Below are 16,721 nucleotides of genomic sequence, written 5' to 3'. Positions count from 1 at the left end.
CGGGGTGATGGACCGGGACGACGTCGATCGCGCGCTGACCCGGCTCGACGCGGAGCACGAGGCCGTCGAGACCTCGCTGCTCGCCCTCCAGGACCACGCCGGGCGCCGGCTGCTGGAGGGCGCCGCCCTGGTCGGGATCACCCGCGAGCGGTGGGCCGCCGCCGACGCCGCCATCACCCGCCTGTGGACCTACTTCGACGCCTACAGCGGGGCCCTCGACGCTGCCCGGGAGTTGCGCGAGCGGCGCCGCTGGCCGAGCCGCGAGGACCTGGTCGAGCTGACCGAGCGGCTGCGCGGCGCCGGGGTGATGATCGCGGGCGGTGCGGTGGAGGGCGCCCAGCTGGCCGAGCGCTTCTCGCTCGCCGAGCTGGTCGCCCGGATGAACGAGCTGTACGCGTCCTCGCTGGACATGGTGGTGGCCGCCGACGCGGTGTGGTCGGCGCTGCCCGCCCGGATAGACCTGCTCGCCGCCGAGCTGCACCGCACGCGCTCGCTGGCGCACTCCGTCGGCGTCCGCCCGGGCGCCCACCCCTCGGGCGACGACCTGGAGGCGATCACCGCCGAGCTGGCGGAGCTGCGCGCCCGGGTCATCGAGGACCCGCTGGCCTTCTGGACTCCCACCCAGGGCAGTTCGGCGCCGGGTGGCGGGCGACCCGACACCGCCCGCTACGACCGGGCGGCGCGCGCGCTGGAGGACGTCCGGCGCGAGGTGGAGGCGGTGCTGACCGTGCGGCAGGACGCCGAGCAGCGGCTGATCAGCCTGCGCGACGTGCTGTCGCGGGCCGACCGGACGCTGTCGGAGGCGCGGACCGCGCGCGGCGAGGTGCTGGCGAAGATCGCGGCCTCGGAGGTGCCCGTGGTCAGCGGACCGCCGACCGTGCTCCAGGAACAGCTCGCGGCGGCCGCCGATTACCGGCGCCAGTCCCAGTGGCACCGGCTTTCCCCGCTGCTGGAGTCCCTGGAGGCCCGGGCCGAGGAGGAACTGCTGCGGGCCCGCGCGTCGTTGACGGCCGTGACCGCGCCCTTGGCGGTGCGGGCCGAACTACGGGGCAGGCTGGACGCGTACCGGGCGAAGATGACCCGGCACGGAACGGCGGGAGACCCCTTGCTCGTTGAGCGGTACGACGCGGCCCGGCGGATGCTGTGGAGCGCGCCCTGCGACCTACGGGCCGCCGAGCAGGCCGTCCTGCGCTACCAGCGGGCGGCCGCCGAGTCATTGGTGCCGCAGCAGGACCGGCCCGTCGGGCCGGGGAAGGAAGACGCATGAGCCTGATCGGGACCCCGTGCGGCCGGCCCGGCTGCCCGGGCACGTACGAGGACATGGGCGGCGGGGAGCTGTACTGCGACACCTGCGGACTGGCGCCGCTGCCGAGCGCGGTGCCCGCCGCCTCGACCGGTGCCGCTTCGCCCGAAGCCGCCTCGGCCGGCGCCGCCGAGCTGGTGTCGCCGCCCACCGGGATGACCAGCGCGGCGCGGGGCGTCGGAGCACGCGGCTCCCAGGGCTCGCAGCCCTCGGCGCGCGGTTCCGGCTCGGCCCGCTCCGCACGGTCCTCGCGCTCCTCGTCCTCCCGGCGTTCGGTCTCGGGGCGGCTCTCGCGCGCCCTGTCCGGGACCGCCGCGTCCAGCCGTTCGGTGTCGGTGCGCAGTTCGGGCTCGGCGTCCGGGCCTTCGGGCCGCGGGCGGCTCGGCGCCGGGCTGGTGGCCGTACCGGAGGTGCCGCGCCCCGATCCCTCGGCCGCGGTGCTGGAGAACCCGGAGGTGCCGGAGCGCAAGCGGTTCTGCTCGAAGTCGGACTGCGGGGCCCCGGTCGGCCGGGCGCGCGGCGACCGGCCGGGCCGGACCGAGGGATTCTGCACCAAGTGCGGGCACCCCTACTCCTTCGTGCCCAAGCTGGCCTCGGGCGACGTGGTGCACGGCCAGTACGAGGTGGCGGGCTGCCTGGCGCACGGCGGCCTGGGCTGGGTGTACCTCGCCGTGGACCGGGCGGTCTCGGACCGCTGGGTGGTCCTCAAGGGCCTGCTGGACACCGGGGACCAGGACGCGATGGCCGCGGCCATCTCGGAGCGGCGCTTCCTGGCGGAGATCGAGCACTCCAACATCGTGCGGATCTACAACTTCGTCGAGCACCTCGACCAGCGGACCGGCTCGCTGGACGGCTACATCGTGATGGAGTACGTCGGCGGCAAGTCCCTCAAGGAGATCGCCAACGAGCGGCGCCAAGCGGACGGGCGGCGCGACCCGCTGCCGGTCGAGCAGGCCTGCGCGTACGGCATCGAGGCACTGGAGGCGCTCGGCCACCTGCACAGCCGCAACCTCCTGTACTGCGACTTCAAGGTCGACAACGCGATCCAGCAGGCCGACCAGCTCAAGCTGATCGACATGGGCGCGGTCCGCCGGATGGACGACGAGGAATCGGCGATCTACGGCACGGTCGGCTACCAGGCGCCCGAAGTCGCCGAGCTGGGGCCCTCGGTGGCCTCCGACCTCTACACCGTCGCGCGCACGCTGGCGGTGCTGACCTTCGACTTCCAGGGCTACACGAACGTCTTCGTGGACAGCCTGCCGGACCCCGACCACATCGAGGTCTTCCGGCGCTACGAGTCCTTCTACCGCCTGCTGGTGCGGGCCACCGACCCGGATCCGGGTCGGCGGTTCGCCTCGGCGCTGGAGATGGCCGACCAGCTGACGGGCGTGCTGCGGGAGGTGGTCGCGCTCCAGACGGGCCGGCCGCGACCGCAGCTGTCCACCCTGTTCGCGCCGGAGGTGCAGGTCACCGACACCCTGTTGTTCGCCGAGGAGGCCGGGGCCGCGGTGTCCCGCCTCGGCGCGCGGGACGTGTCCTCGCGGCGCGGCGGACTCTTCGGCCGGCGCCGCCCGGCGCCCGCCGCGGCGGTGGGCGCGGGGAGCGGCCACGGCGCGGTGTCCGCGGTGACGGCGACCGCCCCGGCCGCCGCGGTGTCCGTCGTGGGCTCCGTGGTGCCGGTCATGGGCGCCACCCCGGTGCCCGCGCTGGCGACGACGGCCACGCACATGACGGGCGGCCCGGGGAACCTCCAGGTCGCCGTGCGACCGGATCCGGCCGGGGCGTCCGTTCCGGCGCCACGGGCCGCCCCGCTCGTGGCCCCGCCGGCCGTACGGGCGTACCCCGCCGGGGTGCCCGGATCCGCGGCGCTCGCCGGGCTGGACGCCCGGGGCACCGCGCTGGCCCTGCCGGTGCCGCTGGTGGACCCGGCGGACCCCAATGCCGGTTTCCTGGCCGCGCTGCTGGCGTCCGCGCCCGCCGACCTGCTGGGGGCGCTGGGGGCGGCGCCCGCCGAATCCGCCGAGCTGCGGCTGCGCGCGCTGCGGGCCCACCTGGAGCTGGGCGAACTCGCCGTGGCGGGCGAGACCCTGAACGATCTGGAGGTCCACCACCCCGACGACTGGCGGGTGGTGTGGGCGCGCGGGATCGCCTCCCTGGCCACCGGGGACGACGAAATAGCGGCGCTGTCCTTCGACGCGATCTACGACGCCTTCCCCGGCGAGCCCGCGCCGAAGCTGGCGCTGGGCCTGTGCGCGGAGGTCCTGGGCCAGTTGGACAATGCCGCCGAGTACTACAGCCTGGTCTGGGTCACCGACCCGGGCTTCGTGAGCGCGGCCTTCGGGCTGGCCCGGGTCCAGCTGGCCGCCGGGGACCGGGTCGCGGCCGTGCGGACCCTGGAATCCGTACCGGAGTCGTCCATCCACTACACGGCCGCGCGGGTGGCGGCCGTACGGGCACGCTTGCGCGACCGCTCCCCCGAGGAGCCGCTCCTGGACGATCTGCGGGCGGCCTCCGGGCAGGTGGAGGCGCTGCGACGGTTCGGTCTGGACGCCGTGCGCTACGAGGTGCTGACGGCGGAGGTTCTGGGCTCGGCGCTCGACTGGGTACTGTCGGGTAGCCGGGGTCCTGACCCCGGCCGGACCTCGCTGCTCGGCAGCCAACTGGACGAGCGGGGGCTGCGCTTCGGCCTGGAACGCTCCTACCGGGTCCTGGCCCGTCTGGCGCAGCGGGGCGAGGAGAGGATCGAACTGGTGGAACGGGCAAACCGTTTCCGTCCACGGACGTGGGTGTGAGTGATGTCGATGCATCGGCCGTCGGGCTGCCCCAGCTGTGCGGAACCGCTGGAAGAGGGTGACCTCTTCTGCGGGGTCTGCGGATACGCCCTGTCCGCGGACCCCCCGCCCCCGGACGACCACCCGACGGTCGCCCTGACGCCCCCCGGCCGGGCGGCGGCCCGGACCGACTTCCCGCCGTCGGCCGGCACGCCGGAGCCCTCGGGCCCCGCGGGCTGGTCCGACGCGTCGCACGTCGCGGGCCCGGCGCCCGCGCCCGCGCCGGCGCCGGCGCCGTACCCGCCCGGGCAGACGGCCGCTTCCGGCTCTGCCTCCGGTTCCGGTTCTGCTTCCGGTTCTGCTTCCGCTTCCCGTGCCGAGGCGGCCGCGGGGAGCGCCGGGTACGGCGCGGGATGGTCGGCCACGGCCGGGGCCACCGCGCCCGTGCCGACCCTCGTCGACGAGCCCGCCGGGTGGGGCGTCGCCGCGCCCGACGGGGCGACCACCGACCACCCCGGAAGCAGTGCGGCTCCGGCTCCGGCTGCCGCTCCGCCCGCGCCCGCGGCGGGGACCGGCCCCGGCGGCGAGCCGACCGGCAAGACCTGCGTCGCCTGCCGCGCGGGCCGCGTCGACACCGACGGCTACTGCGAGCACTGCGGCCACGCCCAGCCCCGCGAGCGGGACCACCTCGAAGAGGAGCTCGGCAGCGTCGCCGCCGTCAGCGACCGCGGCCTGCGCCACCACCGCAACGAGGACTCCTTCGCGGTCGCGGCCACCGCGCTGCCCGACGGCAGCGCCGCGACCGTCGCCATCGTCTGCGACGGCGTGTCCTCGGCCAGCCGCCCCGACGAGGCCTCAGCCGCCGCGGCCGTGGCCGCCAACGAGGCCCTGCTGGACGCGCTGCCCCGCGGCGCACTGCCCCAACAGGCCATGCACGAGGCGATCCTGGCCGCCGCCACCGCCGTCAACGCCCTGGCCCCCGAGGTCCCCGGCGCACAGAACGCCCCCGCCTGCACCCTCGTCGGCGCGGTCACGGCGGGCGGGCTGCTGATCATCGGCTGGGTCGGCGACAGCCGCGCGTACTGGGTGCCCGACGACCGCTCCGCCCCGCCCGCCCGCCTCACCGAGGACGACTCCTGGGCGGCCCAGATGGTCGCGGCGGGTCTGATGAACGAGGCCGAGGCCTACGCCGACGTCCGCGCCCACGCCATCACCGGCTGGCTCGGCGCCGACGCGTACGAACTGGAGCCGCACACCGTCGCCTTCAAGCCCGACCGGCCCGGCGTCGTGGTCGTCTGCACCGACGGACTCTGGAACTACGCCGAATCCGCACAGGACATGGCCCGGGTACTGCCCGCCGATGCCGCCGCCCGACCGCTGCACAGCGCACAGGTGCTCGTCGGCCACGCCCTGGACGGCGGCGGCCACGACAACGTGACCGTGGCCGTCGTGCCCTTCGCCGTGCCCGAGGCGGCCGCCGCACCCGCCGCCTGACCTCCCGCCAACCAGCCCGCCGCACACCCGAGGAGACCGTCCTGATGGCGAACTTCGCCAAGCCGAGCGCACCGCGCTTCACCGTGGAGGTGTACCAGAACGAGTTCCTCCCGGTGGGCGGGCACGACGTGCACGCGATCGTGACGGTCACGTCCACCGGCGGCGCGGCCGCGACCCGCGTCGCGACCCCGGGCAGCGGCGCAGCCGTCGTGATCATGGTCGACTGTTCGGGTTCCATGGCGTACCCGCCCGCCAAGATGACCGGCGCCCGGGAGGCCACGGCGGCCGCGATCGACACCCTGCACGACGGGACCTCCTTCGCCGTGATAGCCGGTACGCACGTGGCCCGGGAGGTCTATCCCGGCCAGGGCCGCCTCGCGGTCGCGGACCCGGTCACGCGCGCCCAGGCCAAGGGCGCCCTCGACGCCCTCACCCCCGGCGGCGGCACCGCCATCGGCACCTGGCTGCGCCTCGCCGACGGCTTGCTCCGCCAGTCCCCCGCCACCATCCGGCACGGCATCCTGCTGACCGACGGCCGAAACGAGCACGAGAGCCCGGAGCTGCTGCGCACCACCCTCGACGCCTGCGCCGGGCGGTTCACCTGCGACGCCCGCGGGGTGGGCACCGACTGGGAGGTCAAGGAGGTGACCGGCATCGCGAGCGCGCTGCTCGGCACCGCCGACATCGTGGCCGATCCGGCCCACCTGGCCGAGGACTTCACGCTCATGATGGAGAACGTCATGGGCAAGGAGGTCGCCGACGTCGCGCTGCGGCTGTGGAGCCCGGTCGGCGCGGAGATCCAGTACGTCAAGCAGGTCGCGCCCGCCGTGCAGGACCTGACCGACCGCCGCACCGCGGCGGGCCCGCGCGCCGGTGACTACCCGACGGGTTCCTGGGGCGACGAGTCCCGCGAGTACCACGTCTGCGTCCGGGTGCCCGGCGCCTCCGTCGGCCAGGAGATGCTCGCCTCCCGGGTCTCCCTGGTCCTGCCTGGCCGGGAGGGCGAGGCGGCCACGACGCTCTCCGAGTCCCAGGGGCTGGTCCGCGCGGTGTGGACGGACGACCTGGCCGCCTCCACCGCCATCAACGCGCAGGTGGCCCACTACACCGGCCAGGCCGAGCTGGCCGAGGTCATCCAGCAGGGCCTGGAAGCACGCAAACTGGGCGATATAGACGGCGCCACCGCCAAACTCGGCCGTGCCGTGCAGCTGGCCGGTGTGTCCGGGAACGAGGACACTGCGAAACTGCTGGCAAAGGTGGTGGATGTCGTGGATGTCGCTGCGGGTACTGTGCGGCTGAAGGCGAAGGTCGCCGACGCCGACGAGATGACCCTCGAAACGCGGTCGACGCAGACCGTTCGAGTGAAGCGAAACTGACGTCCCGACGCAGGGAGAAGGGGGAACGGCCGACATGCCGACCTGCCCGAACGGGCACCAATCGGTCTCCGACGACTGGTGCGAAGTATGCGGTCACCGCATGGCCCCCGCGGGTGGCCACGAGCCTCCGGCGCCGCCCTCCTACGACTACGGCAGCTTCCCGATGGCCGGGGGCGAGCCCACCGCGCAGGCGGAGCTGTGCCCGCAGTGCCGGACCCCGCGCGAGGCGATGGCCCCGTACTGCGAGGAGTGCCGCTTCAACTTCCTGACCCGGACGGCGACCTCGTACACGCCGATCGCCCCGAACCCGGCGACCACCCCCGGGCCCGCCCCGGTCCGTGGTCCCGGTCCGGCCGGGACCACGGGCGCGCAGCCGCTGCCGACCGCGGAGGCCTCGTACGCCCAGGACCCCTACGAGTACCGCGATTCGCGCCCCTCGCAGGTCAACCGGCCCGCCGAGTCCTTGCAGCGCGAGGACGACTGGGTGCTGCCGCCGCCGGTGCAGGAGCAACCGCCGCAGCCGCAGGCCGAGTACCGCCCGACGTACCAGCAGCCCGAGCAGGTCCCGATCCCGCCCCAGGGCGGCGCCTGGACCGCGACGATCGGGCCCGACCGGTCGTACTTCATGGCCATGATGCAGCGCAGCGGCCCCGAGGCCTCGGGGCTCAACCTGCCCGCGTACTCACCGGAGCAGCACCTCCCGCTGTCCGGCGGCCAGATCACCATCGGCCGCCGCCGCGCCTCCACCGGCGAGTCCCCGGACGTCGACCTGTCGGTGCCCCCGGAGGACCCGGGCGTCTCGCACGCCCACGCGGTCCTGGTCCAGCAGCCCGACGGCAGCTGGGCCGTGGTGGACCAGAACTCCACCAACGGCACCTACATCAACGGCGGCGAGGATCCGATCCAGCCCTACGTCCCGGTCCCGCTGCGCGACGGCGACCGCGTCCACGTCGGCGCCTGGACCACGGTCACCGTCCGCCGGGGCTAGGACCGGCCTCCGCGTAGCCTCCCAGGGGCCAGACGTACGGTCCCTGGGGGTCGTCCAGCCAGGACCACTGGCCCTCGTCGGTGACCGTCACGCCGAAGCGCTCGCGCGGCGGGCGGTCCTCGCGGCGCCACAGGTCCAGGGCCTCGCGGGGGTGCAGCACGCCCGCCGTGAGGATCAGCATGAACTGGAAGCGCTCGTTCTCCAGCAGCTCGTACGGGAGCCCGCCCGCCACCCACGGGGGCGAGGCCCCCGCTCCGCGCAGCGGGACGAAGTACGCCGAGGTGTGCAGGAACCGCCCCTCCGCGAAGCCCGCGTCCCGCACCCGCAGCGCGATCAGCCCCGTCGACAGCGGCGCCAGCACGCGCGCGCCAGGGCGGCACTGGGGCAGCCAGGACGCCGGGATCAGCGGCAGGGTGCAGGTGACGATGATCCGGTCGAAGGGCCCCCGGGCCGGGCATCCGCGCGCCCCGTCGCCGGTGACCACGGCCGGGTTGTAGCCGAGCAGCGCGAGGTGGGCCCGGGCGGATTCGGTGATCTCCTCGTCCAGATCGACCGTGGTGACCAGGTCCTCGCCGAGCCGGTGGCACAGCAGCGCGGCGTTGTAACCGGTGCCGGCGCCGATCTCCAGCACGTTGTTCCCGTCCCGGACCTCCAGCGCGTCCAGCATCCGCGCCATGAGGGAGGGCTGGCTGCTGGAAGACACCAGCTCGCCGTCGCGCAGCCGGGTCGCGAGCGGGGCGTCCGTGTAGACCCCGCGCAGCCAGCGGGCCCGGTGCTCGGGATCGGGGTCCTCGGCCCAGAGCCGCTCGTGGCCCGCGCCGCGGCCGGTCCAGAAGAAGGGGACGAAGACGTGCCGGGGCACGGCGGCGAAGGCCGCCAGCCAGGCGGGGTCGGTCAGCACCCCGGCCGCGGTCAGCTCCCGCACCTGGGCCGAGTGGGCCGTCTCCCGCAGGTCCCGGGTCGCTCTGGTCTCCGTGCCGCCCATGGTTCCACTGTGCTGCCGACGCCGCGGCGCCGCCCGTCGGCCGCGCATCGACCGCGCACGGGCGGGGCGTCCGATGGTCCTAGGACCGGGGTCCTCCGTCCGGGCGTCTGAGACGATGGTCAGGTGAACGAGATTCCGCGGAGCACCCTTCAGGAGCAGACTTTCTACGAGCAGGTCGGCGGCGAGGAGACCTTCCGCCGCCTGGTCCGGCGCTTCTACCAGGGGGTCGCCGAGGACCCGCTGCTGCGTCCGATGTACCCGGAGGCCGACCTGGGCCCCGCCGAGGAGCGCTTCGCGCTGTTCCTGATGCAGTACTGGGGCGGTCCGACCACCTACAGCGACGACCGCGGCCACCCGCGCCTGCGCATGCGGCACGCCCCGTTCCAGGTGGACCGGGCGGCGCACGACGCGTGGCTGCGGCACATGCGGGACGCGATCGACGAGCTGGGCCTGGCGCCGGAGCACGAGGCCCAGCTGTGGCGCTACGTGACGTACGCCGCCGCCTCGATGATCAACACCGAGGGCTGAGCCGGTCCATCACCTAGACGGGGCGGACCTGGAGCGCGCCCAGGCCGCCCTCGCCCGGGCGCCGGGTGACGACGGAACCGTACGGGGTGCGCAGCCGCAGCCAGCTCCCGCAGGCCAGCAGCGCCACGGGCGCCGGGGCGTCGGGCACGGCGGGCTGCGGGGGCACGGTGGACCGTACCGGCCGCAGGAAACCCAGGGACTGCGCGGCGTGCACGGCGCGCAGCGGCAGGGCCGTTTCGCCCAGGGTGCGGGACCAGATCTCCCGGCCGATCCGGTCGCGCTCGGCGCGGGTCCGGTGCGCGGCGGGCAGGGCCTCGTCGCGGGCGCGGAACTCGGCGACGGCCACGGCCACGGCCGCGCGCATCGCCTCGGCGCCGGGCAGCCCCGGCACCTGCCGCCAGCCGCCGCGGGGCGGCAGTACGCCCGTCCAGGGCGGCCCGGTGACGGCCGCGGGCACGATCGCGCTGCCCGAAGCCTCGTCGATCGCCTCCAGGAGTTCCCCGGCGGAGACGGTCCGGTCCAGCGGCACGGCCAGCGGCTCCGCGAGCCGGGCCGTGCGGATCGCCAGTACCTCGAAGGACGGCGGGCGGCCGAAGACGGCGAGCGCCCCGCCGCCCACCTGGAGGCGGACCGCGGCGGCCCGGTCGTAGTGCACGAGCCGGCCCAGGAAGGCGGCGAGGTCCGCCGCCTCCCCGGAATCGGCGAGGCACAGCCGTTCGCTCATGCCGCGACGGCCCCTTCCGGGCCCGTGGGCTCGTCGAGGTACTTCTGCAGGAAGTGCTTCTCCTCGGCCGTGATGCGGCGGGGCCGCCCCTCGGCGAGGTTGTAGGGCACGACCACGGTCGAGGCCCGTACGTAGACCTGCTCGGGCCGGTCGCCCTCCGCCACGTCCTTGACCTCGTAACCGATGGTCAGGGACGCGGCGCCTATCCGGGTCACCCAGGACTCGATGAGGACCGGCTCGTGACGGTGCACGAGGGGCAGCTTGTAGTCGATCTCGTGGCGGGCCACGACGGAACCGCCCGTGAAGGATTCGCTGCCCTCCCCCGGCGCCAGCCGGAACATGAAGTCGATCCGGGCTTCCTCCAGGTAGCGGAGGAAGACCACGTTGTTCACGTGCCCGAAGGAGTCCATGTCCGACCAGCGCAAGGGGCACCGGTAGAGGTGTCTGGCCATGCTTGTCTCAGCCTCAGTCTCAGCCGCGGGTGAGCTTCTTGTACGTGGCGCGGTGCGGACGGGTCGCGTCCGCGCCGAGCCGCTCGACCTTGTTCTTCTCGTACGATTCGAAGTTGCCCTCGAACCAGTACCACTTGGACTCGCCCTCGTAGGCGAGGATGTGCGTCGCGACCCGGTCCAGGAACCAGCGGTCGTGGGAGATGACCACGGCCGCACCCGGGAACTCCAGGAGCGCGTTCTCGAGCGAGGAGAGGGTCTCGACGTCGAGGTCGTTGGTGGGCTCGTCGAGGAGCAGCAGGTTGCCGCCCTCCTTGAGCGTCAGCGCCAGGTTGAGGCGGTTGCGCTCACCACCGGAGAGGATGCCGGCGGCCTTCTGCTGGTCCGGACCCTTGAAGCCGAAGGCGCTGACGTACGCGCGGGACGGCATCTCGACCTGGCCCACGTTGATGTAGTCCAGCTCGTCCGACACGACCGCCCAGAGGGACTTCTTGGGGTCGATGTTGGCGCGGCTCTGGTCGACGTACGAGATCTTGACGGTCTCGCCGACCTTGACGGAGCCGGAGTCCGGCTCCTCCAGGCCCTGGATCATCTTGAACAGCGTGGTCTTGCCCGCGCCGTTCGGACCGATGATGCCGACGATGCCGTTGCGCGGCAGCGTGAAGGACAGGTCGTCGATGAGGACCTTGTCACCGAACGCCTTGTTGAGGTTGTTGACCTCGACCACGATCGAGCCCAGACGCGGGCCCGGCGGGATCTGGATCTCCTCGAAGTCCAGCTTCCGCATCTTGTCCGCTTCGGCCGCCATCTCCTCGTAGCGGGCGAGACGGGCCTTGGACTTGGTCTGGCGGCCCTTGGCGTTGGAGCGGACCCACTCCAGCTCTTCCTTGAGGCGCTTCTGGCGCTTCTCGTCCTTGCGGCCCTCGACCTGGAGGCGGGTGGACTTCTTCTCCAGGTACGTGGAGTAGTTGCCCTCGTAGGCGATGGCGCGGCCGCGGTCGAGTTCGAGGATCCACTCGGCGACGTTGTTCAGGAAGTACCGGTCGTGGGTGACGGCGATGACGCAGCCCTTGTACTGCGAAAGGTGCTGCTCCAGCCAGTTCACCGACTCGGCGTCGAGGTGGTTGGTGGGCTCGTCGAGGAGGAGCAGGTCCGGGGCCTCGATCAGCAGCTTGCAGAGCGCGACGCGGCGCTTCTCGCCACCGGAGAGGTTCGTGACGGGCCAGTCGCCGGGCGGGCAGCCCAGGGCGTCCATGGCCTGCTCCAGCTGGGCGTCGAGGTCCCAGGCGTTGGCGTGGTCCAGGATCTCCTGGAGCTTGCCCATCTCGTCCATGAGCGCGTCGGTGTAGTCGGTCGCCATTTCCTCGGCGACCTCGTTGAAGCGCTTCAGCTTGCCCATGATCTCGGCGGCGCCGTCCTGGACGTTCTCCAGGACGGTCTTCGACTCGTCGAGCTTGGGCTCCTGCATGAGGATGCCGACGGTGAAGCCGGGAGACAGGTACGCCTCGCCGTTGGACGGCTGCTCCAGCCCCGCCATGATCTTCAGGACGGTGGACTTACCGGCGCCGTTCGGGCCGACCACACCGATCTTCGCGCCGGGCAGGAAGTTCAGGGTGACGTCATCAAGAATCACCTTGTCGCCGTGCGCCTTGCGCGTCTTGCGCATGGTGTAGATGAACTCAGCCAAGAGAAACCGTCCGGCAGATCGATGGTGGGCAGATACACCCCATCTTGCCAGGCGTCCACCCCCGGGGGGAAACGAGAAGGGTGCCGCGGCCGCCCCCGAGCCCAGTCGCCGCACGGCAGGATGGCTCTGACATCGGGGAACACCGGGGGCTCCGGGGGCGGGGGAATCGGCGTGGACAACGGACTGGTGGCACTGGCCGCGGCGGTCGTGGGGGTGGCCGGGACCCTGCTGGCCACCGCCTTGTCGCAGCGGATGCTGGCCCGGGTGCAGTCGGACCAGTTCGAGCGGCAGCAGCGGGCCGCGCACGCGCAGTGGCTGCGCGAGCGGGAGGTCGCGGAGCTGGGCCTGCGGCGGGACTGCTACATCGCGGCGGGCGCCGCCTACCGCCGCTACCGGATCTCCCTGATGACCTTCCTGTGGCTGGTGCGGGACGACGAGGTCACCCCGGCGGAGCGGACGGCGCTGGAGGAGGCCCGGCACGGGCACCACGCCGCCTTCGCCGAGGCCCAGATGATCGCGTCCGGGGAGGTGCTCGGGGAGCTGGACCGGCTGACGGACGTACTGGCCCGGATCTACAGCCGGGTGCTGCGCCTGGGCTCCCAGGACCCCGCCGTCTCCTTCGAGGACGTCCACGCGGAGCTACTGGGCCTGCGGGACCGCTGGGACACCGTCCGCACGGCGATGCGCACCGGCCTCGGCGCGGACCCGGCGCCGCGGGTCGGTGCACCGGGCGCGGACGCGGACGCGGCGGGCACGGGGCCGGCGGGGGTGTGACCCGCCGGCGGCCCCGGTGCGGGTGTCGGCGCGGGTGTCAGCGCGGGCGGTAGACGGTGAGGGCGTCGGGGAGCTCGTCCAGGACGAAGGCTCCGGGGGCCAGCGCGTACTCGCCGTCGTAGGCGAGCGGGGTGCCCTCCGGGACCTGCGAGATCCGCAGGCTGCGCAGCCGGGTCGCCGTGTGGACGGGCGAGCGCGTGAGCGGGCCCGCGAGGGCGGCGGCCAGCAGCCGCGGACCGGGGCGCCCGCCGCCGAAGACGAGGCGTACGTCGAGCAGCCCTTCGCCGAGGCTCGTCCGGTACCGCGGGGTCGGGCCGCTGCCCTGGTAGGTCCCGTTGCCCGCGAAGAGCAGCCAGACGGCCCGGCTCCGCCCGGCCAGGCGCATGCGCACCGGGCGCTCGGCGCGCAGCACCTTCCAGGAGGCCAGCACCGCGGCGGGCCCGCCACCGATCCGGGGTCCCCAGCGCAGCCGGTGGCCGAGCAGCTCCGGGTACGCGCCGATGCTGAAGTTGTTCAGGAAGTACCCGAACTCCTCCCGGCCGGTCGCACCGGGCGCGGGCACCGGGGCGGCGCCCGGCTCGTCGGCCGGTTCCGCCCGGGCCGGACCGGGCGTGAAGCGGCCCACGCCCACCTTGACGGCGTGGCCCGCGGCCACCGCGCGGCAGGTGTCCTCGACTCCGGCGAGCCCGAGGTCGAGCGCGAAGTGGTTCAGGGTCCCGCCCGGGAACACGGCGAGCGGCACCCCGGCCCGCAGCGCGGCGGTGGCGGCGGCGTTCACCGTGCCGTCGCCACCGCACACCCCGAGCACGGCGCTGCGCGCGGCCGCCGCGGCCAGCTCGGCGGGCAGGTCGGGCCCTTCGCACTCGATCAGCTCGGCCTTGGGCAGGCGCTCCCGGACCAGGTCGAGCCCGGCCTCGGCGGCGGTCCCCGACCCCTGGTTGACGATCACCGTGAGCCCCTCGCCGTCCGCCAGCGCGGGGGCGTCGGCCGCCGGACGCTCGTTGCCCGGCGAGACCCGCCGGCGCTCGATGTCCCGGGCCAGCCACCTGACGGTGCACCCCGCGGCCACGCCGAGCGCCGCCCCGGTCAGGACGTCGGTCGGATAGTGCACCCCCGTGTACACCCGGGAGAAGGCCACGGAGGCCGCCACCGGGAGCGCGACGACGCCCCAGCCGGGCGACTCCAGCGCCAGCCCGGAGGCGAAGGCGAAGGCGGAGGCCGCGTGCCCGGAGGGGAAGGAGGTGGTCCGGGGCTGCCGGGCCAGCTGTCGCGCGGCGGGCACGCCCTCCAGCAATGGCCTGGTCCGGCGGACCGACCACTTGCCGACGGTGTTGATGGTGGCGGAGGCGAGCGCGAGCGAGGCCATTCCGCGCACCGCCCCGCGCCGGGCCCGGGCCGAGCCGAACACCGCCAGCGCCGAGGCCGCACCGGCCCACAGCACCCCGTGATTGGCGGCCCGGCCGAGTCGGGGCAACACCCGGTCGGCCCCGGGCCAGTGTCTGCGGGCCACCACGTCGAACAGCGCGCGGTCGCCCCGGGCGACCGCTCCTTGCCAGGTCAGTTCCTGATCAACCATTCCACGCCCTTACCCGCCGATCCCCTTTCGAACCAGCCTCGCCCACCGAACGGCCCCCCGCACGAGCGACGGGCCGGGCGGGGCCGGTCGGACTACGGGTACGGGTACGGGTACGGGTACGGGTACGGGTACGGGTACGGGTACGGGTACGGGCCGCCGGGTACGAGCCGGCCCGATCCCGGTACGGGTCTACGCGCCGTCGTCCTCCGGCCGGGCCGGAGCACCGATCCCGTCCTCCTCCAGCGGCCGCTTGCGCAGCAGCAGGACGACCATGCCGCCCAGCACCACCAGGCCCACCGCCAGCCCGGCGATCACCGGGGTGGCCGCGGAGCTCCCGCTGGCCGCCAGCCGCTCCTCGTCGGTGAGCCCCGTGGTCCCCGTCGTGGACCGGGTCGCACCGGTCGGCGGCCCCACGGACGTCCCGGCCGAGCCCTGGGCCCGCTGGCCGTCGGCCGGCACCCGAACCACCCGGGTCGGCCACACCGCGGTGGCCACGGCCGAGGCCGAGGACTCGCTCGACCCCGCGACGATCAGTGCCTGGGTCTGCTCCCCGCTCGTGAAGACCCGGCCCACCGGGACCCTCATCGCGCCCTGCACGGTCACCGAGGCCACTCCGTCGGGAGTGCCCGCCGGGACCTCGAAGAACAGCCTGCTGCCGTTCCCCGCGGTGGTGACCGGCTGCCCGTCGGCGTCCACCACCCGCACGCCCATCGCCACGGCCGCCGCGTCCGGGGTGACCGTCACGCTCTGCGCGCCGGTCCGGACGGTGACGGGACCGATCTTGCTGCCCACCGGCCCGGACACCTCCCCGGGATCCAGGCCCAACGAGGCCGGCGGCTCCGGCAGCTGCCCCGCGACCCGCTGGAGGTAGTCGGCCAGCTTCTCCGCCTCCGGATCGGACGCCTCCACCTGCGCACCGTCGGCCAGCCGCCAGATCGCCACCTGGGTCCCGGCCGCCGCGCTCTCGGCGGTGAGCGACCCGGCCCCGGCGGCCTTGGCCAGTCCGGTCAGGTCGTTCAACTGGGGGTAGGAGTGCTCCAACACCCAGCGGATCCGGCCCGCGTCGCTGTGCCCGCCGAGCGGACTGCGGCTCCACGCGGTCTCGGTGTAGTGCGCCTGCGGCTGCGCGAAGCCGGCCAGGCCGACCCCGTACGTCTGGAGCATCCCGCCGCCGTCGACCCGCATCTCGTACAACCCGGCCGGGATCTGCTGCACCCCGCCGTCCTGCGTGCGCAGGACCGCCTGCCCGTAGGTCTTCAACCCGTCCAGCACGGCGCTCGCGCCCTCCTGCGGCCGGGCGCCCCCGCCGTCCGTCCCCGCGGCGGCCGCGGTGCCCGGCGCGGTGGCGAGCGCAGCGGCCAGCAGTGCCATGGCGAGCGGTCTCCGCGCGGCGGCCCGCAGCCCGCCCCCCGAATCGGCCGGTTCAGTGGACGCAGCAGGTTCAGCAGGTTCAGCAGATGCAGCAGAGGATGCGGGAACGGCGATCGACACAGTCTTCCCCTCCGGGCCATAGACCCAGGTGCCCGTGAGTTCCGTGGAATCCTAGCGGCCTCGAACACTCAACCCACCGCCGCCTTCTGAGCTTCCGTCAGTACGGCGTCCGTGCGGACGATGCGTCGGAAGGCCGAGGTCCCGCGATTGAGGTCGTGCCCGATGGCGACCGCGTCGATCTCCGCCGAGACCCAGCGTTTGCCGTCCCCGTCCCCCTCCTCGTCCCGCACCCGCAGACGCCCGTGCACCACCAGCGGTTCCCCCGAGGCGACCGACCCCGCCAGGTTGACGGCGAGCGCCCGCCTCGCCCACACCGTGTAGAAGCTGGTCGAACCGTCCTTCCAGCTCTCCCGCTGCCGGTCCCAGTAGCGCGGGGTCACCGCGAACCGGAATCTGACCACTGCTCCGTTCGGCGACTCCCGGTAGTCCATCCCCGTCGCCACATTCCCCACCAACGTCACCAGGGTGTCGTTCATCCCCGCCCCTCCCCTTCACCTTCGCCCTCGTCCACCGGCCGTCGCGGTGATTCAGCACGTCCCACCCATGCTGACCCCGACCGACCGCACCCCGCCCCG

General features: G+C 74.1%; 14 protein-coding genes. 7 read left to right on the top strand and 7 right to left on the bottom strand.

The genetic code is table 11. The features are described 5' to 3' along the window. The first annotated feature begins 7 nt into the window (after nt 1-7). The 5 genes from ACIQWR_RS05715 to ACIQWR_RS05695 are packed head-to-tail and all read left to right on the top strand — an operon-like array spanning nt 8 to nt 7,932. Entirely contained in the window at nt 8-1,267 is a 1,260-nt protein-coding gene (locus ACIQWR_RS05715) for a hypothetical protein (protein WP_404005346.1), read from the top strand. 5 nt (nt 1,268-1,272) lie between these two features. Further along, nucleotides 1,273-4,095 (top strand): tetratricopeptide repeat protein, encoded by a 2,823-nt coding sequence (locus ACIQWR_RS05710; RefSeq protein WP_404005770.1) that lies wholly within the window; start codon nt 1,273-1,275, stop codon nt 4,093-4,095. A 3-nt stretch (nt 4,096-4,098) separates the two neighbouring features. Next, a complete protein-coding gene (locus tag ACIQWR_RS05705; protein WP_404005344.1) occupies nt 4,099-5,568 on the top strand; it encodes a PP2C family protein-serine/threonine phosphatase in 1,470 nt (489 codons plus the stop codon). Nucleotides 5,569-5,612: 44 nt separating this feature from the next. After that, nucleotides 5,613-6,944, top strand: a complete 1,332-nt coding sequence (locus tag ACIQWR_RS05700) for a VWA domain-containing protein (protein ID WP_404005342.1) — start codon at nt 5,613-5,615, stop codon at nt 6,942-6,944. 34 nt (nt 6,945-6,978) lie between these two features. Continuing rightward, nucleotides 6,979-7,932 (top strand): FHA domain-containing protein, encoded by a 954-nt coding sequence (locus ACIQWR_RS05695; protein WP_404005341.1) that lies wholly within the window; start codon nt 6,979-6,981, stop codon nt 7,930-7,932. On the opposite strand, the gene ACIQWR_RS05690 is transcribed toward ACIQWR_RS05695, so the two are convergent. Then, nucleotides 7,913-8,917, bottom strand: a complete 1,005-nt coding sequence (locus tag ACIQWR_RS05690; protein WP_404005340.1) for a methyltransferase domain-containing protein — start codon at nt 8,915-8,917, stop codon at nt 7,913-7,915. The genes ACIQWR_RS05695 and ACIQWR_RS05690 overlap by 20 nt on opposite strands. 123 nt (nt 8,918-9,040) lie before the next feature. On the opposite strand from ACIQWR_RS05690, the gene ACIQWR_RS05685 reads away from it, so the two are divergent. After that, complete coding sequence (locus ACIQWR_RS05685) at nt 9,041-9,445, top strand: globin (RefSeq protein WP_385772811.1); 405 nt, start codon at nt 9,041-9,043, stop codon at nt 9,443-9,445. A 13-nt stretch (nt 9,446-9,458) separates the two neighbouring features. Here the strand turns inward: ACIQWR_RS05685 and ACIQWR_RS05680 are convergent, their stop codons facing one another. Genes ACIQWR_RS05680 through ettA form a run of 3 tightly spaced genes read right to left on the bottom strand, consistent with a single transcriptional unit; the run spans nt 9,459 to nt 12,305 of the window. Then, entirely contained in the window at nt 9,459-10,169 is a 711-nt protein-coding gene (locus ACIQWR_RS05680) for a hypothetical protein (RefSeq protein ID WP_404005339.1), read from the bottom strand. Further along, on the bottom strand, nt 10,166-10,621 hold the full coding sequence (locus tag ACIQWR_RS05675; protein ID WP_354380305.1) for a thioesterase family protein: 456 nt from the start codon (nt 10,619-10,621) through the stop codon (nt 10,166-10,168). Before ACIQWR_RS05675 ends, ACIQWR_RS05680 begins: the two co-directional genes overlap by 4 nt. 19 nt (nt 10,622-10,640) lie before the next feature. Then, nucleotides 10,641-12,305: an energy-dependent translational throttle protein EttA gene (ettA, locus tag ACIQWR_RS05670; protein ID WP_404005338.1), complete on the bottom strand. Its 1,665-nt coding sequence runs from the start codon at nt 12,303-12,305 to the stop codon at nt 10,641-10,643. Between the two features lie 171 nt (nt 12,306-12,476). On the opposite strand from ettA, the gene ACIQWR_RS05665 reads away from it, so the two are divergent. Beyond that, nucleotides 12,477-13,079, top strand: coding sequence for a hypothetical protein (locus tag ACIQWR_RS05665; protein ID WP_404005337.1), 603 nt, complete (start codon nt 12,477-12,479; stop codon nt 13,077-13,079). Nucleotides 13,080-13,116: 37 nt separating this feature from the next. Here the strand turns inward: ACIQWR_RS05665 and ACIQWR_RS05660 are convergent, their stop codons facing one another. The 3 genes from ACIQWR_RS05660 to ACIQWR_RS05650 form a co-directional block, all read right to left on the bottom strand. Beyond that, nucleotides 13,117-14,655, bottom strand: a complete 1,539-nt coding sequence (locus ACIQWR_RS05660; protein ID WP_404005335.1) for a bifunctional phosphatase PAP2/diacylglycerol kinase family protein — start codon at nt 14,653-14,655, stop codon at nt 13,117-13,119. A 189-nt stretch (nt 14,656-14,844) separates the two neighbouring features. After that, nucleotides 14,845-16,026: a TQXA domain-containing protein gene (locus tag ACIQWR_RS05655; RefSeq protein WP_404005333.1), complete on the bottom strand. Its 1,182-nt coding sequence runs from the start codon at nt 16,024-16,026 to the stop codon at nt 14,845-14,847. A gap of 188 nt (nt 16,027-16,214) precedes the next feature. Beyond that, nucleotides 16,215-16,622: a single-stranded DNA-binding protein gene (locus tag ACIQWR_RS05650; RefSeq protein WP_385772799.1), complete on the bottom strand. Its 408-nt coding sequence runs from the start codon at nt 16,620-16,622 to the stop codon at nt 16,215-16,217. Between the last annotated feature and the right edge of the window lie 99 nt (nt 16,623-16,721).

It is taken from the genome of Streptomyces sp. NPDC098789 (genome assembly GCF_044759975.1).
In the GTDB taxonomy this organism is placed as follows: Bacteria; Actinomycetota; Actinomycetes; order Streptomycetales; family Streptomycetaceae; genus Streptomyces.
Note: the sequence above shows the minus strand (reverse complement) of the source record. Positions and strands in the feature narration are given on the sequence as shown.

Bases quoted from the DNA above. Each gene is read 5' to 3' on its own strand.
- ACIQWR_RS05715 (WP_404005346.1), top strand. From the start codon at position 8: ATGGACCGGGACGACGTCGATCGCGCGCTGACCCGGCTCGACGCGGAG.
- ACIQWR_RS05705 (WP_404005344.1), top strand. From the start codon at position 4,099: ATGTCGATGCATCGGCCGTCGGGCTGCCCCAGCTGTGCGGAACCGCTG.
- ACIQWR_RS05700 (WP_404005342.1), top strand. From the start codon at position 5,613: ATGGCGAACTTCGCCAAGCCGAGCGCACCGCGCTTCACCGTGGAGGTG.
- ACIQWR_RS05695 (WP_404005341.1), top strand. From the start codon at position 6,979: ATGCCGACCTGCCCGAACGGGCACCAATCGGTCTCCGACGACTGGTGC.
- ACIQWR_RS05690 (WP_404005340.1), bottom strand. From the start codon at position 8,917: ATGGGCGGCACGGAGACCAGAGCGACCCGGGACCTGCGGGAGACGGCC.
- ACIQWR_RS05680 (WP_404005339.1), bottom strand. From the start codon at position 10,169: ATGAGCGAACGGCTGTGCCTCGCCGATTCCGGGGAGGCGGCGGACCTC.
- ACIQWR_RS05675 (WP_354380305.1), bottom strand. From the start codon at position 10,621: ATGGCCAGACACCTCTACCGGTGCCCCTTGCGCTGGTCGGACATGGAC.
- ACIQWR_RS05660 (WP_404005335.1), bottom strand. From the start codon at position 14,655: ATGGTTGATCAGGAACTGACCTGGCAAGGAGCGGTCGCCCGGGGCGAC.
- ACIQWR_RS05655 (WP_404005333.1), bottom strand. From the start codon at position 16,026: ATGGCACTGCTGGCCGCTGCGCTCGCCACCGCGCCGGGCACCGCGGCC.
- ACIQWR_RS05650 (WP_385772799.1), bottom strand. From the start codon at position 16,622: ATGAACGACACCCTGGTGACGTTGGTGGGGAATGTGGCGACGGGGATG.